Source organism: Pseudomonas sputi (assembly GCF_021603585.1).
Lineage (GTDB): Bacteria > Pseudomonadota > Gammaproteobacteria > Pseudomonadales > Pseudomonadaceae > Aquipseudomonas > Aquipseudomonas sputi.
In genome coordinates this window covers 291,761-313,507 of the sequence record NZ_BQHI01000005.1, presented here as the reverse complement: position 1 = coordinate 313,507, position 21,747 = coordinate 291,761, and the positions used below count along the sequence as shown (strand labels likewise).

The following is a 21,747-nucleotide window of genomic DNA, read 5'->3' as shown; positions in this document are numbered from 1 at the left end:
ATTTTGAGTAACATAGCCACCTAACTATTTGGAACATCCCTGCGCTGCCGTGGACTATACCTATGGATAGCGCTATCTCACCCACCTGAAAAAGGAGTCACCCGATGGCTTGGACCAAACCTGCTTACACCGACCTGCGCATCGGCTTCGAAGTCACCATGTACTTCGCCAGCCGCTGAGTCCTGCCTCAAGCAGAACATTGCAGTGCAACGCCTCGGCTCGCCGGGGCGTTTTATTTTCAGCGTTGAAATGATGGAGCGTTCATGTTCGTCCAGATTCTGGGTTCGGCCGCCGGTGGCGGTTTTCCGCAGTGGAACTGCAACTGCGTCAATTGCGCCGGCTTTCGCGACGGCAGCCTGAATGCCCAGGCCCGTACCCAATCGTCCATCGCGATTTCCGATGACGGCGTGAACTGGGTGCTGTGCAACGCCTCGCCGGACATCCGCGCGCAGCTTCAGAGCTTCGCCCCGATGCAACCGGGCCGGGCCCTGCGTGACACCGGCATCAGCGCGATCATCCTGATGGACAGCCAGATCGACCACACCACCGGCCTGCTCAGCCTGCGCGAAGGCTGCCCGCATCAGGTCTGGTGCACGGACATGGTCCACGAAGACCTGAGCACCGGATTCCCCCTGTTCACCATGCTCAAGCACTGGAACGGCGGGCTGGACTGGAACCGCATCGAACTCGACCAGAGCTTCACCGTCGCCGCGTGCCCGAACCTGCGCTTCACGCCGCTGCCTTTGCGCAGCGCAGCGCCGCCCTATTCGCCGCACCGCTTCGACCCGCATCCGGGCGACAACATTGGCCTGATCGTCGAAGACCTCAGCACCGGCGGCAAACTGTTCTACGCCCCGGGCCTGGGCAAGGTCGATGCGCCACTGCTGGAAATCATGGCCGGCAGCGACTGCGTCCTGGTAGACGGGACGATGTGGGATGACGATGAAATGCAGCGTCGTGGCGTCGGCACCCGCACTGGCCGCGAAATGGGCCACCTGGCGCAGAACGGTCCCGGCGGCATGCTCGAAGTGCTGGAACAGCTTCCCGAGCAGCGCAAGGTGCTTATCCACATCAACAACACCAACCCGATTCTCGACGAAGACTCCCCGGAGCGCGCGGAGCTGGTTCGGCGCAATGTTGAAGTGGCGTATGACGGCATGAGCATCGTCCTGTAACGAATGGCCCGGAGAACCGCAATGACCGACACCCCGCTGTCCCCCGCCGAATTCGAAGCGGCCCTGCGCGCCAAAGGCGCCTATTACCACATTCATCACCCGTATCACGTGGCGATGTATGAAGGCCGGGCCACCCGCGAGCAGATTCAGGGCTGGGTCGCCAACCGCTTTTACTATCAGGTGAACATCCCCCTGAAAGACGCGGCGATCCTCGCCAACTGCCCGGATCGCGAAATCCGCCGCGAGTGGATCCAGCGCCTGCTCGACCACGACGGCGCCCCCGGTGAAGACGGCGGCATCGAAGCCTGGCTGCGTCTGGGCCAGGCCGTCGGTCTCGATCCGGATCAACTGCGCTCCCAGGAACTGGTGCTGCCCGGCGTGCGTTTCGCCGTCGATGCCTACGTCAACTTCGCCCGCCGCGCCAGTTGGCAGGAAGCCGCCAGCAGTTCGCTGACCGAGCTGTTCGCGCCGCAGATCCACCAGTCGCGTCTCGACAGCTGGCCGCAGCATTACCCGTGGATCGACCCCGCGGGCTACGAGTATTTCCGCACCCGTCTCGGCCAGGCCCGGCGTGATGTCGAGCATGGTCTGGCGATCACGCTGGAGCACTACAAGACCCGCGAAGGTCAGGAGCGCATGCTGGAAATTCTCCAGTTCAAACTGGACATTCTTTGGAGCATGCTCGATGCCATGAGCATGGCCTACGAACTGAACCGCCCGCCGTATCACAGCGTCACCGATCAACGGGTCTGGCATAAAGGAATCGCCTTATGAGTTTCGACCGCAGCAAGACCCCGACCTGGCGCCCCGGCTACCGTTTCCAGTACGAACCGGCGCAGAAAGGCCACGTGCTGCTGTACCCGGAGGGCATGATCAAACTCAATGACAGCGCCGCGCTGATCGGCGGCCTGATCGACGGGGAGCGGGATGTCGCGGCGATCATCGCCGAGCTCGACAAACAGTTCCCCGGTGTGCCCGAGCTCGGTGACGACATCGAGCAATTCATGGAGGTTGCCCGTGCGCAGCACTGGATCGAACTTGCCTGAGTCATCGGTGCAGGTCCCGGCCAAACCGGAAGTCGGCCTGCCGTTGTGGCTGCTCGCCGAGCTGACCTACCGCTGCCCGCTGCAATGCCCGTACTGCTCCAATCCGCTGGATTTCGCCGAGCAGGGCAAGGAGCTGAGCACCGAGCAGTGGATCAAGGTGTTTCGCGAAGCGCGGGAAATGGGCGCGGCGCAACTGGGCTTTTCCGGGGGCGAACCGCTGGTGCGCCAGGACCTCGCCGAACTGATCCGCGAAGCGCGCCAGTTGGGTTTCTACACCAACCTGATCACCTCCGGCATCGGCCTGACCGAACAGAAGATCAGCGACTTCAAGAAGGCCGGCCTCGACCACATCCAGATCAGTTTCCAGGCCAGCGACGAGCAAGTGAACAACCTGCTCGCCGGTTCGAAAAAGGCCTTCGCGCAGAAACTGGAAATGGCCCGCGCCGTGAAGGCCCACGGCTATCCGATGGTGCTGAACTTCGTCACCCATCGGCACAACATCGACAAGATCGACCGCATCATTGAACTGTGCATTGCGCTGGAGGCCGACTTCGTCGAACTCGCTACTTGCCAGTTCTACGGCTGGGCGCAGCTCAATCGTGTCGGCCTCTTGCCGACCAAGGAACAACTGGTGCGGGCCGAACGCATCACTAACGAATACCGCGCCAAGCTGGAAGCCGAAGGGCATCCGTGCAAGCTGATTTTCGTCACTCCGGACTACTACGAAGAACGCCCGAAAGCCTGCATGAACGGCTGGGGCAGTCTGTTTCTGACAGTCACCCCGGACGGCACCGCCCTGCCCTGTCATGGCGCCCGACAGCTGCCGGTACAATTTCCCAATGTGCGCGACCACAGCATGCAGCACATCTGGTACGACTCGTTCGGCTTCAACCGCTTTCGCGGCTATGACTGGATGCCCGAGCCGTGCCGCTCCTGCGACGAGAAGGAACAGGATTTCGGCGGCTGCCGCTGCCAGGCCTTCATGCTCACCGGCGATGCCAGCAATGCCGACCCGGTGTGCAGCAAGTCCGAACATCACGGTGTGATCCTCAAGGCCCGAGAAGAAGCCGAGCACGCCACCCAGACCATTGAACAACTGGCCTTTCGCAATGAACGAAACTCGCGCCTCATCGCCAAAGGCTGAGCCTTTCAGCGCCATCGCCGCCGTTGCTGCCGGCGTGGACTTCGCCGAATTGCAGCTCGGCGCCCATGGCTTGTTCTGGAATGAATATCGCCCGACAGACGCCGCCTGCCGGATCTGGCACTGGGGCGATGGCGCAGTGAAATGTCTGACACCTGTGGGCTTCAGCGTGCGCAGTCGGGTGTACGAATATGGTGGTGGGGCGTTTTGCCTGACGCCTGACGGGGTGGTTTTCGTCAACGAGGCGGACCAGCAGTTGTATCGCCAGACGCTGGATGGCGAACCCGTGGCATTGACGTCCGGCGAGTGTCGCTATGGCGATCTGAACTACGCCGACGGGCAGGTGCTGGCCGTTGAAGAGGATGGTGATCGCCATCGGCTGGTGGCTATCGATCTGGCGAATGGCGACCGCCAAATGCTGGTTGAAGGTGCGGATTTTTACGCGTCGCCGATCATCAGTCCGGACGGCCAGCGCTTGGCGTGGATCGAATGGAGCCGCCCGCACCAGCCGTGGACGTCCACTCGGCTGATGCTCGCGGAGCGCTCGGGCAATGGATTTTCCGTCCCACGTTGTGTGGCGGGTGAAACGCTGGAAGAGTCGATCCAGCAACCGCGTTTCGATACCAGCGGACGACTGGGCTGCCTGACCGACCGTGGCGGCTATTGGCAACCGTGGGTCGAGTCTGCAGGAAGTTTGCAACCGCTGCCTTGTGCTCCGGCCGATCACGCGCCGGCGCCATGGCAACTAGGCGGCTGCACCTGGTTGCCCACTGACGAAAGCTTTCTGGCGAGCTGGAGCGAAGGCGGTTTCGGCCGTCTGGCGCTTAACGGTGAAGACTTTACCGGCGACTACAGCCGTTTCCGTCATCTGGCCGTCGATGAACAATTCATTTACTGCATTGGCGCCTCACCGATCAGCCCTTCTGCGGTGATCGCCATCGATCGCGAATCGCGTGAAGTGGATGTCCTGGCCGGCGGTGTCGCACCGCTGCCCGCCGAGCGCATCAGCCGACCGCAAACCCTGCGCTACCCCAGCGGTGCGGGTGAAGCACACGGCTTCTTTTACCCGGCGACGAATGGCGATGAGAAACCGCCGCTGGTGGTGTTCATTCACGGTGGTCCAACGTCGGCCTGCTACCCGATGCTGGATCCGCGCATCCAGTACTGGACGCAACGCGGTTTCGCCGTCGCCGACCTCAATTACCGGGGTAGCAGCGGCTATGGGCGGGAGTATCGGCAGGCGCTGCATCTGAGTTGGGGCGCGGTAGATGTCGAGGACGCCTGCGCAGTGGTGGCCTATCTGGCCGAACGCGGCAGGATCGACGGTGAGCGTGCATTCATCCGTGGCGGCAGCGCCGGTGGTTACACGACACTGTGCGCTCTGGCGTTCCATCAGGTGTTCCGCGCCGGCGCCAGCCTCTACGGCGTCAGCGACCCGGTGGCCCTGGCCCGCGCGACACACAAGTTCGAAGGCGACTATCTGGACTGGCTGATCGGCGATCCGGAGAAGGACGCCGAACGCTACGCGGCCCGCACGCCGTTGCTGCACGCAGGCAACATCCGCGTGCCGATGATTTTCTTTCAGGGTGAACTGGACGCCGTCGTCGTGCCGCAACAGACCCGCGACATGGTCGCGGCCCTGGAGCAAAACGGCATTGAGGTCGAAGCGCATTACTACGCCGATGAACGTCACGGCTTCCGCCGGGCCGCCAATCAGGCCCATGCACTGGAGCAGGAATGGCGGTTCTACCGGCGGGTGATGGGCCTGGCGGATTAAATCTCAGCGCTTGGCGATGATGTACACCGCATGCACGATCCCAGGGATGTAGCCGCACAACGTCAACAGAATGTTCAGCCAGAACGCGCCGCCGAACCCGACCTGCAGAAACACACCCAGAGGCGGCAACAGAATGGCAATGATGATGCGGATAAAGTCCATGGGGCAGCTCCTGATTGGGGGTTGGCTCACCTGAGCCATACAAGCTAATCGACCTGTGCCGTTCGTCAGGGTTCAGTGCAACCCGTGATCTCGCCATTTGATTGCCATTACCCGGCCGCAAAAAAAACGCCCCACGTCAAAAGAATCAGGCGTGGGGCGTGCGTTATACCGCGAGACGGTTCTTGAATTCGGGTGGGAAACTTCAGCTCAGACGGCAATGCCTTTGCGGCATTGCAGTTGCGCAGTGCGGACCCGGGAGAAGGCGCGGGCCAGGCGCAGGAGCATTTCGTCGATGTTGGCCTTGCTGACGTTGAGCGCCGGGGTGAAGCGCAGGCAGTTGGCTTGTGGGGCGTTGAGCAGCAAGCCTTCGTGAAGTGCGGCTTTGACCACAGCCTCGGCGGAGTCCTCCGACAGGGTCAGTCCCCAGAACAGCCCTTGCCCACGCAAATCGCCATGTTCATAACGATGGGCCAGACGGGCGAGCCCTTCGCGCAAATACTGGCCGTTGCCCCGGACTTGCTCGAGAAAAGCACGATCCTGCACGCTGTCGAGCACCACCAGCCCTGCGGCGGTCATCAGTGCGTTGCCATGATGAGTGCCGCCCAACTCGCCGGAGTCGAAACAGCACGCCTTGCCTCGCGCCAGCAGCGCCGCCAGTGGCACGCCACCGCCGAGGCCCTTGCCGAGCACGACGATATCGGCGCGAACGCCGTAGGACTGTTCGGCGAGCAAGGTGCCGCAGCGGCCGATGCCGGTCTGCACTTCGTCGAGAATCAATAGAATCCCCAGCTCACGGCAGAGGCGTTCGACACCTTTGAGGTAATGCTCGGTCGCCGCGATTACTCCGGCATCACTCTGGATCGGTTCGAGCATGATCGCCACGGTCTGCGCATCCACCGCTGCATGCAGCGCCGGCAGGTCATTGAACGGTACCGGATCGAAACCGGGCAGCAACGGTGCGAAACGGTTTTGCAGGTTGCAACTGTCCGACGCCGAAATCGTCGCCAGACTACGTCCGTGACAGCCTTGTCTGGCGACAATGATCCGTGAAGCGCCACCGCGATGCAGTTGACCCCATTTGCGCGCCAGTTTGATTGCCGCTTCACAGGCCTCACTGCCGCTGTTGAGCAGGTAGGCCTGATCGCTGGCAGTGCTGGCACACAGACGCTCGGCGAGGCTGAGCATGCCGCGGTTGTGCAGATTGAAACCGGGATTGATCAGGGCCTGGGCCTGGCTGGCGATCGCCTTGACCAGCGCCGAAGGGCTGTGGCCGAGGCTGTTGGCGCCGCCGGCCTGGGAAAAGTCCAGGTAGGCGCGGTCATTGTTGTCCCACAGCCAGGAACCCTGGCCGCGAACGAATACCTGCTGCGGACGCTCGACGCTGGGCATCAGGCGCTCGGCATTCAAGCCATCAGCGGCATCCGATTCACGGGTTTCAAAAGCCAGGTCATCGAGGCTCGGCGTCTGGCGCCGCAAGCTGAACAGATTCATTGAAAAAAACCTCGATCGAGGTTTTTTGAACTGCCTATGTAAACACTTTCGAAACAAACGCTGGTCATTGCGCTTTCCGGCCCTGTAAGCCTTGTGAATGCGGTTAGACTAGGCCGGTTCACGGTGTCGAGCCATTTCGATTTCCCAGCATTTTCGATAAGTGTTACTTATGGATTTCAAACAACTGCGTTATTTCGTCGCGGTCTACGAAGAAGGTCACGTCGGACGCGCCGCAGAGCGCCTGTCGATCTCTCAGCCCGCGCTGTCCCAGCAGATTCGCCATCTGGAACAGAACCTCGACGTCACTCTGTTCGAGCGCAGCAGCAAACGCCTGTTGCCGACCCTAGCCGCCCACACGTTGTACAACCACGCCCTGCCGCTGCTCGACGGTATGCAGCGGGCGCGTGAGGCGCTGGGCAACTTCAAGGGTCAGGCATTACGTACGCTGGCGATCGGCGTGCTGCAGACCGTGCACACCAGCCTGGTGCCGCAAATGCTGGAGCGAGTGCGCAAGGCCCAGCCGCATCTGGTGGTGCAGATTTATGAATTGACGGGGCTGGAGATCGAACGGCGTCTGCTCAATGGCTCGCTGGACATCGGCATCAGCTACCTGCCGCCTCGCCAGCCGGGGCTGCACGGCGTGATGCTGTACGAAGATGAACTGACGCTGGTCATCCCGGCGGATCATCCGCTGCGGGAATTCAAGAAAGTCTCGATGAGTCAGGCCGCCGAATTGCCGATGTTGCTGTTGGGCGAAGAATTTCAGATCCGCCAGATCTGGCAAGCGCAACTGGCCAGCCTCGGACGACGCCCGCAAGTTCAGGCAGAACTGAACAACATGGTGGGGATTCTCGACAGCCTGCCGCATACGCGTCTGGCGACGGTGCTGCCCGGTCGTTCGCAAAAGGAGCACGACGATCAGGATCTGCTGTGGAAACCGTTGAGTGAGCCGCGCGTGCCGTTGAAGGTCGGGCTGGTGTGTCGCGATGTGCAGCGCCAGCAGGCGTCATTGGCCTTGTTGCGAACGTTGCTGGAGGAAGTGATGCAGCGCGAGGAAAAGCCGCTGAAAGGTGCGCCGCCACTGGACGCGCTGAGCTGAAAACTTTTTCTGCGGGCATAAGAAAACCCCGCCGAAGCGGGGCTTTGCAGACTGTTTCCCTGACATCCATTTCACTCCGCCACCCTGGCAGAATCCTACGTGTCCGTGTTGTTGCTTTGCGCTTCCTGCGCGACGTCCATGGAAAGTAGATTAGCTCTGGATCCAATCTACGCCTATGGGAGAACAGCAGCACGTCATGTAAGAGATCGCTTACATGACGTTACATCATCAGAACTGTGCAGCGTCCAGCAGGAACAGCGACTCGCTGCCGGCCTTGACCGACGCGCTCAACGAGTGAATCCGCGGCAGCAGACGGGCGAAATAGAACCGCGCCGTGCCCAGTTTGCTCGCGTAGAAATCGTCCTGCGCTTCTTTGCCCAGCGCGGCCTTGGCCATCAGTGCCCACATGTAGGCGTAAGCGGTGTAGCCGAACACTTGCAGATACTCGACCGACGCCGCGCCGATTTCGTTCGGGTTGGTTTTCGCCCGGTCCAGCAGCCACGAAGTCAGCTCGTCGAGGGTGCCGACGGCGTCATTCAGCGGTTGGGTGAATTCGCCCAGATCGGCACTGGCGGTTGCAGTGAAATGGCGGATCTCGTCGGCGAACAGTTTGTAGAACGCGCCGCCGCTGCCGACGATCTTGCGCCCCACCAGGTCCAGCGCCTGAATGCCGTTGGTGCCTTCGTAGATCTGGGTGATGCGCACGTCACGCACCAGTTGCTCCTGGCCCCACTCGCGGATGTAGCCATGGCCGCCGAAGATCTGCTGACCGTGGACAGTGGTTTCCAGACCCAGATCAGTCAGGAACGCCTTGGCCACAGGTGTCAGCAAGGCAACCAGGTCTTCCGCACGTTTACGGGTGGCAGCGTCTTCGCTGAACTTGGCGGTGTCGAGTTGCATCGCCACATAGGTGGAGAACGCACGGCCGCCTTCGTTCGAGGCTTTCATGGTCAGCAGCATGCGACGCACGTCCGGGTGGACGATGATCGGGTCTGCCACCTTGTCCTTGTTTTGCGCGCCGGTCGGCGAACGGCTTTGCAGGCGGTCGCGGGCGTATTCGATGGCGTTCTGGTACGAGCGCTCGCCGGTGGCCAGGCCTTGGATACCGACGCCCAGACGCTCGTAGTTCATCATGGTGAACATCGCGGCCAGGCCCTTGTTCGGCTCGCCGACCAGGTAACCCACGGCTTCATCGAAGTTCATCACGCAAGTGGCCGAAGCCTGGATGCCCATCTTGTGTTCGATCGAACCACAGTTGGCCGGGTTGCGTGCGCCCAGGCTGCCATCGGCATTGACCATGAACTTCGGCACCAGGAACAGCGAAATGCCTTTCGGACCCGCCGGGGCATCCGGCAGCTTGGCCAGCACCAGGTGGATGATGTTTTCGGTCAGGTCGTGCTCACCGCCGGTGATGAAGATCTTGGTGCCGCTGACCTTGTAGGAACCGTCGGCCTGAGGTTCGGCCTTGGTGCGGATGATGCCCAGGTCGGTGCCGGCATGCGGCTCGGTCAGGCACATGGAACCGGCCCAGACACCGGCGTACATGTTCGGCAAATAAGCGGCTTTCAGTTCTTCGCTGGCGTGGGCGTTGATCGACAGGCAGGCGCCGGCGGTCAGCATCGGGTACAGACCGAAGGACAGGCTGGCGGAATTGACCATTTCTTCGACCTGAGCCGACACGGCTTTGGGCATGCCCATGCCGCCGTAGGCCGGATCACCGCCAACACCGACCCAGCCGCCTTCGGCATACGTCTGATAGGCCTGAGGGAAACCGGCCGGCGTGGTGACGGCACCGTCGGCCCAGTGGCAGCCTTCTTCGTCGGCCGCGCGGCTCAGGGGCGCGATGCTTTTGCTGGTGACCTTGCCGGCCTCTTCGAGAATGGCTTCAACGGTTTCCGCGTCCACGGTCTCGGCCAGGGCCGGCAGTTCGGCCCAGAGTTTGGCGACTTCGAACACTTCATTGAGGACGAAGCGCATATCGCGCAGCGGCGCTTTGTAGTCAGCCATGGCAAACCTCGCAAAGATCTAAACAGGTGATTCGTGGAAGGGTGTTTTCGTTGAGCTGGAGTGTAACCCAACAACTTTTGCGACACATAGGGTCAGGCGGTGACTGATTTGTTATTTTTAGTCATCAGCAATCAACCATAAAGAAGCCCGCAATCAGCGGGCTCTTTGGTTTACCAGCGCCGTGTTACAGAGCGAACAACTGGGCCGGCAGTTTCATCAGGCAATCGCTGCCCGCCTCGATCGCCGCACGATGCGCAGCGGTGCGCGGCAGCAACCGCTTGAAGTAAAACTCGCACGTCGCCAGTTTGCCCTGACAGAAATCGCCATCACCCTCGCCCGACTCCAGCTGCGCCTGCGCGACCAGCGCCATGCGCAGCCACAGGTAGGCGAGAACGATGTAACCGCTGTACATCAGGTAATCCACCGACGCGGCGCCCACTTCATCCGGGTTCTTCATCGCCGCCATGCCGACCTTCATGGTCAGCTCGCCCCACTGCTGGTTGAGGCCATCAAGCTGCGCGACAAATTCACCCAGTTGCGCATGCCCGGCGTTGGCCGCGCAGAATTTGTGGACAATCTTGGTGAAGTTACGCAGCAGCTTGCCCTGACTGCCCAGCACTTTGCGCCCGAGCAGATCCAGCGCCTGAATGCCGTTTGTGCCCTCGTAGATCGGCGCGATGCGGCAATCACGAACCAGTTGTTCCATGCCCCACTCGCGGATAAATCCGTGGCCACCGAACACCTGCATGCCGTGGTTGGTCACTTCCAGCCCGGTGTCGGTCATGAACGCCTTGCAGATCGGGGTCAGGAACGCCAACAGGTCTTCGGCCTCCTGACGCGCCTCGGCGTCCGCGCTCAGGTGCGCGACATCGAGCATTTGCGCGGTGAAATAGGTCAGCGCGCGGTTGCCCTCGTTGAAAGCTTTCATCGTCAGCAGCATGCGCCGTACGTCCGGGTGGACGATGATCGGATCCGCCGGTTTGTCCGGGGCTTTGGCGCCGGTCAGGGCGCGCATCTGCAAGCGGTCATTGGCGTACTTAATCGCGCCCTGGAAACTCGCTTCGCCCAGACACAACCCCTGCATCCCGGTGCCGAGACGCGCATGGTTCATCATGGTGAACATGCAGTTCAGGCCCTTGTTCGGCTCGCCGATCAGGAAGCCTTTGGCGTCGTCGAAGTTCAGCACGCAGGTGGCCGAGGCCTTGATGCCCATTTTGTGTTCGATCGAGCCACAGGAAACGCCGTTGCGCTCTCCTGCCTCGCCGGCGGTATCCGGCAGGAATTTCGGCACGATGAACAGCGAAATGCCCTTGGTCCCGGCCGGTGCGTCCGGCAGTTTGGCCAGCACCAGATGAATGATGTTGTCACTCATGTCGTGCTCGCCGGCAGAGATGAAGATCTTGCTGCCGGTCACTGAATAGCTGCCGTCGGCCTGGGGCACGGCGCGGGTCTTGATGATGCCCAGATCGGTACCGCAATGGGCTTCGGTCAGGCACATGGTGCCGGTCCACTGGCCGGCGGTGAGTTTGCGCAGATAGGTGTTTTTCTGTTCCTCGGTGCCGTGGGCGTGGATCGCCGACATGGCGCCGTGGGTCAGGCCCGGGTACATGCCCCAGGAGGTGTTGCTGGAGCCGACCATTTCGCTGATCACCAGCCCCAGCGAACTCGGCAAGCCCTGGCCGCCGTAAGCCGGATCTGCCGCCAGACCGTGCCAGCCACCTTCGACATATTGTGCGAAGGCCTGCTTGAAGCCTGCAGGCGTTGTCACCACACCATTGTCGAAATGGCAGCCCTCTTCGTCGCCGCTGCGATTGAGCGGTGCCAGAACGTTCTCACAGAACTTCGCGCCCTCGTCGAGGATCGCGTTGATCATGTCCGGGCTGGCGTCGTGAGCGCCGAGGGCCGCGTACTGGGTGTGGAAGTCAAAGACGTGGTCGATCAGAAAGCGCATGTCGCGCAGGGGAGCTTTGTACTCGGGCATGGTGGCTTCTCCTTCAGCAGATTGCTTCAACCTACTGCCGGCCACCCTGCCCCACAATCACTGTCCAGACGCTGAATGCGCCGTCATCACTCAACCTGCGGCGTTGTCCATGCGCACCGCGCCACGGCGGTTCTGCCCGAACGCCATCACGCAGTTACGGCCTGCGCCCTTGGCGCTGTAGAGGGCCTGGTCGGCGGATTTCAGCACCTCTTCCGGGGTGCGCTGTTCCAGACGTTCGGCCACGCCGATGCTGACGGTGACCGACACGCTGGACGCGCCCGACCCCGAGCGACGCTGACGGCCCTGCTGATCATCCTGCGGGCGGCTTTCCTGATTTCGCAGCTGGATGTTGTAGGACGCAATCGACTCACGGATGACTTCCAGGTGCGGCATGCACTCTTCAAGAGTCTTGCCCGCAAACACCAGGGCGAACTCCTCACCGCCATAGCGATACGCCCTACCGCCGCCGCTGATTTTGGACAGCTTGCTGGCGACCAGCCGCAAGACCTGATCCCCCACGTCGTGGCCGTGGGTGTCGTTGAATTTCTTGAAGTGATCGACGTCGCTCATCGCCAGCACATAGTTGCGACCCAGACGCTGCATGCGCTCGTTGAGTGCGCGGCGGCCCGGCAGACCGGTGAGTTCGTCGCGGAAGGCCATTTGATAAGCCTCGTGCGCCACCGCCGCCGCAATCATCAACATCACCTGACTGCACATGATGTTCAGGGTGAACGGCAGGATGAAGGTTTTCGGCAGCATCCAGAACACCCCGAGCAAGCCCACCAGTTGCGCGGCGTGCAGCGGACGCGGGTTGCGCCAGTATTGCCAGGCCAGCAACAGAAACGCCGAGATGAACACCGGATACGACAACTGGATCAGGCTCATCCATGCGCCATGCAGCGCCGGCCAGCGGATCTCGGAAAGCCACATCAGCAACGCCTGCGGGTAACTTTGCTCAAGCCCCAGCGCCACGCTGCCAAAGGCCAGCAGCACGGCGAAGCGCGCCACCATGTCCTGAAACAGGTGCGTGCGTTCCTGCCAAGCGGCGAACAGGCCGAACAACAGCGGCAATAGCAGACAGACCAGATGGAACACCACCGCTGCGTCTTCACGCACTTTGCCGTTGTCACGGTAATAGTCGGTCTGGGTGTCGAGCAGGAAGTAGGCGATGTACACCGTGACCATCAGAAACAGCTCACGCTGACGTCGGTAAACCGCACAGTACGAACCGCCCAACAGCAGCACCAGAGTCGGCAGCACGTTAAACAGCGAGGTGAAGAACACGTTGAGGTCTTTGACGTACGCAGCCGCCAGCCCCGCGAGCAACAACAGCAGTGAAGGCAGGAAATGACTGAAACGTACAGCGGAAGAACGCGGCAAGGGTAAAAGCTCCGACCCGTCATGGCAAAGAGATGGCATTGTGCCTGCAATGTGGCCAGTTAAGCACACACAATGTGATCCAGATCACAGGCTGTCTCTTTAACGGCCGACATTCGCAGTTGCTGAGTAATTCAGTAAGGTTTTTTGCGTAATGGCCGCTAGACGGCCACCATGGCCATCATACTTGATGGCCATGGTGTGTTTTTACTGCTCAGAGATCGTTGTAGAACGGCTGCAATGGCCCCTCTGCTGCCGGCCGACCTTCAGCACCGTAAGGCTTGAGACTGAACGAAGCGTCCATCGCCTGACGGGTCGTGGCTTTCGGGCTGGCCGGGCGTTGAGTCACGGCATTTTCATCGCCGATATGGCCGTGCGGGATCACCAGCGACGGATGATCGAACGGTGCTCGCTCCCAGGCCACGCGCGGATCGGTCAAGCCGACTTCCATGAATTTCACCAGCGCGTCGATTTCGTCAGGCGTCAGGTTCAGCGCCGTCATGTCCGGATCAAGGTTGGAGGTGTTGTGCTGGTTCACCGCCGGATGCTCGAAGCCGCTGGTGTTATTGGCGTCTTCGCCGCGCCGGTCACCGCCACGGTTGTAGAACTCCATCACCTGTTTGAGCGTCGAGCGGCTGCCGTTGTGGAAGTACGGCCCGGTCAGGGCGATGTTGCGCAGGGTCGGGGTCTTGAACGCACCGTCGACCGAGTCGCGGAAACCGACATTCGGCTTGAGCGTGGCATCGCACGGAATCGCCGCGCTCAATGGCGCCTCGAACGTGCAGACATCGACCTCCAGCGGATCCACCGACCGGCCGCCCTGCAACACGCTGTTGTACTGCCGGGTGAACGACCATGGATTGCCCCAGGCATCCGCGCCGCCGAGGGCGAGGTCTTCCGAGGTCGGGCGCACACCGGTGTTGTAGAAGCCGTTGTCGTAAAGGGTGATCAGGTTGTCGGCCATCACCATGCGTTCGATGCGTTCGCGCGGGTGCATCAGCAGACGGCTGGCGGCGTTGGTCAGCTCCGGCCCGCCGTGGCAATTGACGCATTTGCCCTTGCCGAGAAACAGGTTCATGCCCTCGACCTGTTGCGCGTTCATCGCGGCGTGATCGCCTTGCAAATAGGCATCGATCGGCGCCTGATCGGACACCAGCGTCGCCTCATACATTTGGATCGCCAGGCCGAAGAATAGCGGGAAGTTGGCCTCCATCTGGGTGTACGGTGCGCCGCCCACCAGAACGTTCTGCGTGGCGTTCCACAGCCGGGGCTGGAAGGCGTTCTTGATCAGCTCGCGATAGGTCGGTCGCCGTGCGCCGGACACCGGAGCCAGTACCGAATCGGTGGACGAGATCCGCTGCTGCTTGAGCATCAGCGTGTCGAGCATCCTGCGACCGATGTCGGCAAAGGTGCGGCCACCGCAGGACATTTCTACTGCGCTGCCGGGCGGGCCGACGGCTTGCAAGGCGGCAGACGCATCGTTGAGCGCCAGCCGCACTTTGGTCGCGACCGTGCTGCGCTCGCTGGTCACATAAATCCCGGCATCCGGGTCGCGGTTGCCGAACGGCGAGAAGCCGTTGAACACGTTGTTGGCCCGGCCGTCCCAGAAGTTGCGCACGTTGAACGCGGCGTTGATCACCGACGGCGCATTGCGCCCGGTGCTGCGACGCACGTTGATGCCGCCGACCTGAAAAATGCCGTCCGGTTGCTGAGTGCATTTGTCGAAACGCGCCTGATTGGGTTTGACAAAGTTGGCGTCAAATACGCCTTGCGAGCCTACTACGTCGTCCGTCGAGTACACGATGGGCGAGTTGCGCTCCAGCGGATTGCTCAAAACGTGGGTCGGGAAGTCGGTTTTCTTCAGCGTGTAGTTCGGGCCGCCCTTGCCGCCGGACAACGTCGCGTAGGACGCCACATCCCCCGGAATGTCGGAAGCTACAAACGGCTTGTTGAAGATCGACGCGACGTTGGCGTTGGTATGGGCCTGGCCGGGGTTGAGCTGGTTGGTGATGCGGTGATCGACGCCGGCGTGGTAGTGGCAGGAGGCGCAGGCCGTGGCGCCATCGCTGCCGACCTCCATGTCCCAGAACAGCGCTTTGCCCAGCAGGATCGCGGCCTGGCGATTGAGCACATAGTCGGTCATCAGGTCGACCTTGCGCCCGTCTTCGGTCCCGGACGGATCGGGGGGCACCCTCCCGCGCAGCGATTGCAGAGAAGGCACCTCCGGCGCGGGAGGATCGACTACGGCGGGGTCGGCGGCCCACGCGCGGTGGACGGACAGCGCGATGGGTAACCAGAAGGTCAAACGAGCGAGTCGACTGATGTTCATAGGCTTCACCCTGACGATTGTTGTTAAGTGCCGGGCGTCTTGCTTCTTGGAGCAGGCAGTTCTGGTTAGCACCGGTAATTCGGGCAGTGCAATTAATTGGCCACTCTTCTTGAAATACTTTGAATCAATATGCGCAGGGGTTCGGCGGATTAGCGACGTCATGAATGCTGGGGAATCAGCACCGGGATTGGGGAAATCCGGGCAAAAAAAACCGCTGCCCCCGAAGGCGCAGCGGTTTTTTGAAGGACCGCGTTAAGGCTTAGTAGCCCAGTGCGAAGTCTTCTTCTTTCATGTCCATCAGGTTGTTGGCACCCGACAGCATGGTGGCCACGTGCGTACGAGTACGCGGCAGGATGCGCTGGAAGTAGAAGCGCGCGGTTTGCAGCTTGGCGGTGTAGAACGCCTCGTCGGTAGTGCCGGCGGCCAGTTTTTCAGCTGCCAGACGCGCCATGTCAGCCCAGAAGTAGGCCAGGCAGGCATAACCGGAGTACATCAGGTAATCCACGGAGGCCGCGCCGACTTCTTCGCGGTCTTTCATGGCGGCCATACCGACCTTCATGGTCAGCTCGCCCCACTCTTTGTTCAGTGCAGCCAACGGTGCGACGAATTCTTTAACGGCTTCGTTGCCTTCGTTGTTCTGGCAGAACTTGTGGACGATCTTGGTGAAGCCTTTCAGGGCCTCGCCTTGAGTCATCAGCACTTTGCGGCCCAGCAGGTCGAGTGCCTGGATGCCGGTGGTGCCTTCGTACAGCATCGAGATGCGGCTGTCGCGAACGTTCTGCTCCATGCCCCACTCGGCGATGAAGCCGTGGCCGCCGTAGATCTGTACGCCGTGGTTGGCGGCTTCGAAACCGACTTCGGTCATGAACGCCTTGGCGATCGGAGTCATGAAGGCCAGCAGCGCGTCGGCTTTCTTCTTCTCTTCTTCGTCCACGCCGTATTTGACGATGTCGACCTGCTTGGCGGTGAAGTACACCATCGCACGGTTGCCTTCGGCAAATGCCTTCATGGTCAACAGCATGCGGCGTACGTCTGGGTGAACGATGATCGGGTCAGCGGCCTTGTCCGGCGCTTTCGGGCCAGTCAGGGAACGCATTTGCAGGCGATCGCGAGCGTATTTCAGGCCACCCTGGAAACCGATTTCGGCATGGGCCAGACCTTGCAGCGCGGTACCCAGACGTGCGGTGTTCATGAAGGTGAACATGCAGTTCAGGCCTTTGTTCGCCGGGCCGATCAGGAAACCGGTCGCACCGTCGAAGTTCATCACGCAGGTCGCGTTGCCGTGGATGCCCATCTTGTGTTCGATCGAACCGCAGGTCACGGCGTTGCGTGCACCGACGGTGCCGTCGGCGTTCGGCAGGAACTTCGGAACGATGAACAGGGAAATGCCCTTGGTGCCGGCCGGTGCGTCCGGCAGGCGGGCCAGTACGATGTGGACGATGTTGTCGGCCATATCGTGCTCACCGGCCGAGATGAAGATCTTGGTGCCGGAAACCTTGTAGGAACCGTCGGCCTGAGGTTCGGCCTTGGTGCGCAGCATGCCCAGGTCCGTACCGCAGTGCGGCTCGGTCAGGCACATGGTGCCGGTCCATTCGCCGGACACCAGTTTGGTCAGATAGGCTTCCTGCTGCTCTGGGGTGCCGTGCTCGGAAATGGTATTCATCGCGCCGTGCGACAGGCCCGGGTACATGCCCCACGACCAGTTGGCTTCGCCGACCATCTCGCTGACAGCCAGACCCAGCGACTCAGGCAGGCCCTGACCGCCGTGCTCGACGTCATGGGCCAGGCTTGGCCAGCCGCCTTCCACGAATTGCTTGTAGGCCTCTTTGAAGCCAGTCGGGGTTTTCACGCCGGACTCGCTCCAGTTGCAGCCTTCGGTGTCACCCACGCGGTTCAGCGGTGCCAGCACCTGCTCACAAAACTTGGCGCCCTCTTCGAGAATGGCGTCAACCATGTCCGGCGTTGCTTCTGCACACGCTGGAAGGCTCTGATAGTGCGCTTCGTAGCCGAGCAGTTCGTCACGAACGAAGCGAATATCACGCAAGGGGGCCTTGTAGTCAGGCATAGCGATAAACCTCTGCTGATGTAACCGGGAATGAACGACCGCGTTGATTTGTTGTGACGGTCAAACAGTTGTTTGAAACATACGTTTACGCCGAAATCTTGTCAAGCGTCGTTCTTTTGCCATTCGTCATCACATTTTCCGAACGCCGGACACAGCCGCGCGACATGCGCCCGACCGAGCCATGTGCACTGAAAAAAGATTAGTTGAGGGAGAAGGACTTACAACGAAAAACGCCGCGAACAGTCGCGGCGTCTGACAAAGCGGAGATCAAATAATCAGGCGAACGTATCGATAATCGTACCGAGCATTTCATCGGAAGCCTTGGCGACTTTCACGCCCAGTTCCGCCTGAAACTTGCCTTGGGCCATCTCGACCATGTTGCTCGCCAGGTCTGATTGCTGGGCGGGATCCACGGAACGCAGACGATCAACCTGCACTTGCGAAGACTGGCTGGTCACCGAACGCTCGATGGTGCTGCTGGCAATCTGGCTGGCGGCCTGATCGACACGGTTCTGCCCGGTCTGAATGGTGCTCAGACCTGCATAAAAAGCTGTGTTTCCGGAGATTTCCATGGGAGCTCTCATCCTTGGGAAGGATCGATGGGTGCCATTTAACCAGAGGCGTCAGAAAAACACCCGTCAAAAACACTAATGGCACAGTGCCTTGTCATAGCCAAAATCAGTCGAGCAGATCCAGTTGCAAGTGATCGGCGACCGCTTCGGCGCTGACCGCCTTGAGTTTCGGCACCCGCCCCAGGCACGGCGCCGGAATCCGCTCGGCCAGTGTCGCCAGGTTCTCCTCCAGCCGCGACGTCTTCGGATCAATGATATTCGCCACCCATCCCGCCAGTTGCAGCCCGTCCCGGGCAATCGCCTCGGCAGTCAACAGCGCATGGCTGATACACCCCAGACGCACACCGACCACCAGAATCACCGGCAGCTTCAACGCAATGGCCAGATCCGACAGATTGTCCTGATCCGCCAACGGCACCCGCCAGCCGCCCGCGCCTTCGATCAGCGTGAAGTCGGCGTTCATGGCCAGAATCTCGCGCATCGGCGCCAGCAACGATTGCACGGTCAGCGCGACACCCGCCTCACGCGCGGCCAGATGCGGCGCGATCGCTGGCTCGAACGCCACCGGGTTGACCTGTTGATACGTCAACGGCAACGAGCATTCGGCCTGCAACGCCAGCGCATCGGAATTGCGCAACCCTCTGGGGGTCACCACACAACCGGACGCCACCGGTTTGCCCGCTGCCGTGCTCAATCCCGCCGACCGCGCAGCATGCAGCAACCCCGCGGCGACGGTGGTCTTGCCGACGTCAGTGTCGGTTCCGGTGATGAAATAGGCTGCGCTCATAAGGGTTTCTCCAACACGGCGTAGACCACCTGATAGGTCGCTGGCAGCCCCTGGGGCTGACGGAACTGCTCGTAAGCCTCGACCAGCCCCAGAATCCGCGCCCGCCCGGTCAATCCACCCGGCCGGCCAGGGTTCAGATTATGTGCGCCCAGGGCCTTGAGTTCATGGGTCAGGCTGCGCACATCCGGGTAATGCAGCACATGCGGCCGATTCTCCAGACTGACCGTACGCAGACCACTGCCCGCGCACAATTGCTCGTAGCGGGCGAACTCGCGGAAGCGGTTGACGTGTACCAGGCCATCGACCTGACGCCAGCTGTCGCGCAATTCATACAGCGTCCCTGCACAAAGACTAGCAAACGCAAAAATCCCCCCCGGTTTCAGCACCCGAAGCGCTTCGCCGAGCACCGCTTCAAAATCCGCGCACCACTGCACGGCGAGGCTGGAGAAGATCAGATCGCAGGTCGAATCCTGCAACGGCAAACGTTCGGCATCGCCAACGATGAAATGCGTGGCGCCGCCCAAGGGCCGGGCGTGATTGAGCATGCCCTCGGCGATATCCAGCGCCAGTCCCACACCAAATCGCTCGGCCAATGCACGGGTGAAATAACCGGTACCACAACCCAGATCCAGCCAGCGTGCCGGCCGAAACTCCGTCGGCAGGCGATTCATCAACTGCGTTCCGACATCACGCTGCAACTCGGCGACGCTGTCATAGCTGGCCGCTGCGCGAGAAAAAGAAGCCGCGACCTGGCGCTTGTCAGGCAAGCCGCCGGGCAACGCCGCAACAGACAGATCAGTCATCACCGCACTCACTTAAAAACGCCTGGATCGCACCCGCCACACCGTGGGGGTCTTCCAGAAGAAACGCATGGCTGGCCTGTTCGATCAGACCGATCTCGACATCCGCCAGCAACGCGAACAGCTCGCCCGCGGCTTCCGCCGGCACCAGCCCGTCCAGCCCGCCAAACAGATGCAGTTGCGGGCCACGAAACGCCTGCAAGGCTTCCCGCGTATCGATCTGCGCCAACAACTCCAGACCGGCCATCAAAGCCGTCGGCGAGGTGTTCGGTGCGCCGCCGAGCAACAGCCGCGACAAGCTGCGCGCGTCTTGCGCGCCTTGGGCGCACAGCAGAGAGAATCGCTTGAGGGTCGTGCGCGGGTCGGCGCTGCAGCCGGCCAGAAACGCATCGAAGGTCTCGCCGGGCATCGCGCTCGACCATTGTTCATGGGCGACAAACGAAGGATTGCTCGCCAGGGTCAGCAAGCCGCAGCAATGTTCGCCACGCCGGGCCGCCAACTCGGACGCGAGCATGCCGCCCAGCGACCAGCCGCCAAGCCAGGCATCTTCGGGGATGCGTTCATCGAGTTCGTCGAGCCAGTCTTGCAGATCGCTGGAGTCCAGTTCCGGCAACGGCTCGATGTCGACCTGCAGGTGTTCATCGAGTCCGCGCAATGCAGCGGCCAGTGGCTCCAGCGGCGAAACGCCGAGCCCCCAACCCGGTAGCAGAATCAGGCGATCACGCATGGCTTGGCTCCGACGTGAGTTGAGCAAAGCAATCAGCCAGTCCTTCTAACAATAGCTGCACCTGTGCCTCGCTATGGGCGGCGGTCAGCGTCACCCGCAGCCGCGCGCTGCCGGCAGGCACAGTCGGCGGACGGATTGCGGTGACCATCAGCCCACGCTCGCGCAGCATTTGCGACAGACGCACGGCGCGACCGGCATCGCCGATCAGGATCGGCTGGATTGGCGTGAAGCTGTCCATCAGTTCCAGACCGATCTGTTCGGCACCGTGGCGGAACTGGCGGATCAGCGTTTGCAAATGCTCGCGGCGCCAGTGTTCGCTGCGCAACAGTTCCAGGCTTTTCAAGGTTGCGCAGGCCAGCGCCGGCGGCTGGCTGGTGGTGTAGATGTATGGGCGGGCGAACTGGATCAGGCTTTCGATCAGCTCTTCACTGCCGGCAACGAATGCGCCCGCCGTGCCGAACGCTTTGCCGAGCGTGCCGACCAGCACCGGCACGTCCTCCTGGCTCAAACCGAAATGCTCGACGATCCCGCCACCGTTTGCCCCCAGCGGGCCGAAACCGTGGGCGTCGTCGACCATCAGCCACGCGCCTTTGGCCTTGGCTTCCCGGGCCAGCGCCGGCAGATCCGCAAGGTCGCCGTCCATGCTGAATACGCCGTCAGTGACCACCAAAGTATTGCCGGTGGCTTTCTCCAGTCGCTTGGCCAGGCTGTCGGCATCGTTGTGCAGATAACGATTGAAGCGCGCACCGGACAACAATCCGGCATCCAGCAACGACGCATGATTGAGCCGGTCCTCCAGCACCGTATCGCCCTGCCCGACCAGCGCCGTGACCGCGCCGAGGTTTGCCATGTAACCGGTGGAAAACAGCAGCGCGCGGGGCCGTCCGGTGAGGTCGGCCAAGGCTTCTTCAAGTGCGTGGTGCGGGCCGCTGTGGCCGATCACCAGATGCGAAGCACCGCCGCCGACGCCCCACTTCGACGCACCGGCGCGCCAGGCTTCGACCACTTGCGGATGATTGGCCAGGCCCAGGTAATCGTTGTTGCAGAACGCCAGCAACGGCTGGCCGTCGACCACCACTTGCGGCCCTTGCGGGCTCTCAAGCAGCGGGCGCTGGCGGTAGAGATTGTCGGCACGACGGGCAGCAAGGCGTGCGGCGAGATCGAAAGACATGCAAGCCTCACGGGTGGCAAATGAATCAGCAGGCGCCGCC

At 61.6% G+C, this 21,747-nt stretch carries 19 protein-coding genes; 7 read left to right on the top strand and 12 right to left on the bottom strand.

All coding sequences use genetic code 11. The annotated features are described in order from the left end of the window. Window positions 1–104: 104 nt before the first annotated feature. The 6 genes from pqqA to L6D81_RS10135 all read left to right on the top strand — a co-directional run bounded on the left by pqqA (window position 105) and on the right by L6D81_RS10135 (window position 5,139). Window positions 105–179, top strand: a complete 75-nt coding sequence (pqqA, locus tag L6D81_RS10160; protein WP_003444522.1) for a pyrroloquinoline quinone precursor peptide PqqA — start codon at window positions 105–107, stop codon at window positions 177–179. 84 nt (window positions 180–263) lie between these two features. Further along, window positions 264–1,175, top strand: a complete 912-nt coding sequence (gene pqqB / locus L6D81_RS10155) for a pyrroloquinoline quinone biosynthesis protein PqqB (RefSeq protein ID WP_007959878.1) — start codon at window positions 264–266, stop codon at window positions 1,173–1,175. Window positions 1,176–1,196: 21 nt separating this feature from the next. Beyond that, a complete protein-coding gene (pqqC, locus tag L6D81_RS10150; RefSeq protein ID WP_011336228.1) occupies window positions 1,197–1,949 on the top strand; it encodes a pyrroloquinoline-quinone synthase PqqC in 753 nt (250 codons plus the stop codon). Further along, window positions 1,946–2,221 carry a pyrroloquinoline quinone biosynthesis peptide chaperone PqqD gene (gene pqqD / locus L6D81_RS10145; RefSeq protein ID WP_236178943.1) on the top strand — a complete coding sequence of 92 codons (276 nt, stop codon included), beginning with the start codon at window positions 1,946–1,948 and terminating at the stop codon, window positions 2,219–2,221. The genes pqqC and pqqD overlap by 4 nt, the downstream gene beginning before the upstream one ends. Continuing rightward, window positions 2,193–3,365 (top strand): pyrroloquinoline quinone biosynthesis protein PqqE, encoded by a 1,173-nt coding sequence (pqqE, locus tag L6D81_RS10140; RefSeq protein ID WP_192559139.1) that lies wholly within the window; start codon window positions 2,193–2,195, stop codon window positions 3,363–3,365. Before pqqD ends, pqqE begins: the two co-directional genes overlap by 29 nt. Continuing rightward, a complete protein-coding gene (locus tag L6D81_RS10135) occupies window positions 3,331–5,139 on the top strand; it encodes a S9 family peptidase (protein ID WP_236178942.1) in 1,809 nt (602 codons plus the stop codon). Before pqqE ends, L6D81_RS10135 begins: the two co-directional genes overlap by 35 nt. Before the next feature lie 3 nt (window positions 5,140–5,142). Here L6D81_RS10135 and L6D81_RS10130 read toward each other — a convergent pair whose 3' ends face one another. Together L6D81_RS10130 and L6D81_RS10125 are read right to left on the bottom strand one after the other, a co-directional pair. Next, window positions 5,143–5,301 carry a YqaE/Pmp3 family membrane protein gene (locus tag L6D81_RS10130; RefSeq protein WP_003228885.1) on the bottom strand — a complete coding sequence of 53 codons (159 nt, stop codon included), beginning with the start codon at window positions 5,299–5,301 and terminating at the stop codon, window positions 5,143–5,145. 207 nt (window positions 5,302–5,508) lie between these two features. Further along, window positions 5,509–6,792 (bottom strand): aspartate aminotransferase family protein, encoded by a 1,284-nt coding sequence (locus tag L6D81_RS10125; protein WP_236178941.1) that lies wholly within the window; start codon window positions 6,790–6,792, stop codon window positions 5,509–5,511. A gap of 169 nt (window positions 6,793–6,961) precedes the next feature. Between L6D81_RS10125 and L6D81_RS10120 the strand changes: the two genes are divergently transcribed. Continuing rightward, on the top strand, window positions 6,962–7,891 hold the full coding sequence (locus L6D81_RS10120; RefSeq protein WP_236178940.1) for a LysR family transcriptional regulator: 930 nt from the start codon (window positions 6,962–6,964) through the stop codon (window positions 7,889–7,891). A 228-nt stretch (window positions 7,892–8,119) separates the two neighbouring features. On the opposite strand, the gene L6D81_RS10115 is transcribed toward L6D81_RS10120, so the two are convergent. The 10 genes from L6D81_RS10115 to bioF form a co-directional block, all read right to left on the bottom strand. Then, on the bottom strand, window positions 8,120–9,898 hold the full coding sequence (locus L6D81_RS10115; RefSeq protein WP_236178939.1) for an acyl-CoA dehydrogenase C-terminal domain-containing protein: 1,779 nt from the start codon (window positions 9,896–9,898) through the stop codon (window positions 8,120–8,122). Window positions 9,899–10,082: 184 nt separating this feature from the next. Continuing rightward, entirely contained in the window at window positions 10,083–11,879 is a 1,797-nt protein-coding gene (locus L6D81_RS10110) for an acyl-CoA dehydrogenase C-terminal domain-containing protein (RefSeq protein ID WP_236178938.1), read from the bottom strand. Between the two features lie 90 nt (window positions 11,880–11,969). Beyond that, window positions 11,970–13,259, bottom strand: a complete 1,290-nt coding sequence (locus L6D81_RS10105; protein WP_007959861.1) for a GGDEF domain-containing protein — start codon at window positions 13,257–13,259, stop codon at window positions 11,970–11,972. 211 nt (window positions 13,260–13,470) lie between these two features. Further along, window positions 13,471–15,585, bottom strand: coding sequence for a cytochrome-c peroxidase (locus L6D81_RS10100; protein WP_236178937.1), 2,115 nt, complete (start codon window positions 15,583–15,585; stop codon window positions 13,471–13,473). A gap of 259 nt (window positions 15,586–15,844) precedes the next feature. Next, entirely contained in the window at window positions 15,845–17,650 is a 1,806-nt protein-coding gene (locus L6D81_RS10095; RefSeq protein WP_236178936.1) for a phenylacyl-CoA dehydrogenase, read from the bottom strand. Window positions 17,651–17,925: 275 nt separating this feature from the next. Beyond that, window positions 17,926–18,222, bottom strand: coding sequence for a pyrroloquinoline quinone biosynthesis protein PqqE (locus tag L6D81_RS10090; RefSeq protein WP_236178935.1), 297 nt, complete (start codon window positions 18,220–18,222; stop codon window positions 17,926–17,928). A gap of 106 nt (window positions 18,223–18,328) precedes the next feature. Further along, a complete protein-coding gene (gene bioD, locus L6D81_RS10085; protein WP_007959854.1) occupies window positions 18,329–19,009 on the bottom strand; it encodes a dethiobiotin synthase in 681 nt (226 codons plus the stop codon). Then, entirely contained in the window at window positions 19,006–19,812 is an 807-nt protein-coding gene (gene bioC / locus L6D81_RS10080) for a malonyl-ACP O-methyltransferase BioC (RefSeq protein WP_236178934.1), read from the bottom strand. The genes bioD and bioC overlap by 4 nt, the downstream gene beginning before the upstream one ends. Next, window positions 19,805–20,536 carry an alpha/beta fold hydrolase gene (locus L6D81_RS10075; protein ID WP_236178933.1) on the bottom strand — a complete coding sequence of 244 codons (732 nt, stop codon included), beginning with the start codon at window positions 20,534–20,536 and terminating at the stop codon, window positions 19,805–19,807. The genes bioC and L6D81_RS10075 overlap by 8 nt, the downstream gene beginning before the upstream one ends. Further along, on the bottom strand, window positions 20,529–21,707 hold the full coding sequence (gene bioF, locus L6D81_RS10070; protein ID WP_236178932.1) for an 8-amino-7-oxononanoate synthase: 1,179 nt from the start codon (window positions 21,705–21,707) through the stop codon (window positions 20,529–20,531). The genes L6D81_RS10075 and bioF overlap by 8 nt, the downstream gene beginning before the upstream one ends. Window positions 21,708–21,747 lie beyond the last annotated feature (40 nt).

Excerpts from the sequence above, each read along its gene's own strand:
- L6D81_RS10125 (WP_236178941.1), bottom strand. The coding sequence starts at position 6,792 with ATGAATCTGTTCAGCTTGCGGCGCCAGACGCCGAGCCTCGATGACCTG.
- bioF (WP_236178932.1), bottom strand. The coding sequence starts at position 21,707 with ATGTCTTTCGATCTCGCCGCACGCCTTGCTGCCCGTCGTGCCGACAAT.
- L6D81_RS10135 (WP_236178942.1), top strand. The coding sequence starts at position 3,331 with ATGAACGAAACTCGCGCCTCATCGCCAAAGGCTGAGCCTTTCAGCGCC.
- L6D81_RS10120 (WP_236178940.1), top strand. The coding sequence starts at position 6,962 with ATGGATTTCAAACAACTGCGTTATTTCGTCGCGGTCTACGAAGAAGGT.
- pqqB (WP_007959878.1), top strand. The coding sequence starts at position 264 with ATGTTCGTCCAGATTCTGGGTTCGGCCGCCGGTGGCGGTTTTCCGCAG.
- bioD (WP_007959854.1), bottom strand. The coding sequence starts at position 19,009 with ATGAGCGCAGCCTATTTCATCACCGGAACCGACACTGACGTCGGCAAG.
- L6D81_RS10075 (WP_236178933.1), bottom strand. The coding sequence starts at position 20,536 with ATGCGTGATCGCCTGATTCTGCTACCGGGTTGGGGGCTCGGCGTTTCG.
- bioC (WP_236178934.1), bottom strand. The coding sequence starts at position 19,812 with ATGACTGATCTGTCTGTTGCGGCGTTGCCCGGCGGCTTGCCTGACAAG.
- L6D81_RS10100 (WP_236178937.1), bottom strand. The coding sequence starts at position 15,585 with ATGAACATCAGTCGACTCGCTCGTTTGACCTTCTGGTTACCCATCGCG.
- pqqD (WP_236178943.1), top strand. The coding sequence starts at position 1,946 with ATGAGTTTCGACCGCAGCAAGACCCCGACCTGGCGCCCCGGCTACCGT.
- L6D81_RS10110 (WP_236178938.1), bottom strand. The coding sequence starts at position 11,879 with ATGCCCGAGTACAAAGCTCCCCTGCGCGACATGCGCTTTCTGATCGAC.
- L6D81_RS10115 (WP_236178939.1), bottom strand. The coding sequence starts at position 9,898 with ATGGCTGACTACAAAGCGCCGCTGCGCGATATGCGCTTCGTCCTCAAT.
- L6D81_RS10095 (WP_236178936.1), bottom strand. The coding sequence starts at position 17,650 with ATGCCTGACTACAAGGCCCCCTTGCGTGATATTCGCTTCGTTCGTGAC.
- L6D81_RS10090 (WP_236178935.1), bottom strand. The coding sequence starts at position 18,222 with ATGGAAATCTCCGGAAACACAGCTTTTTATGCAGGTCTGAGCACCATT.
- pqqC (WP_011336228.1), top strand. The coding sequence starts at position 1,197 with ATGACCGACACCCCGCTGTCCCCCGCCGAATTCGAAGCGGCCCTGCGC.
- L6D81_RS10130 (WP_003228885.1), bottom strand. The coding sequence starts at position 5,301 with ATGGACTTTATCCGCATCATCATTGCCATTCTGTTGCCGCCTCTGGGT.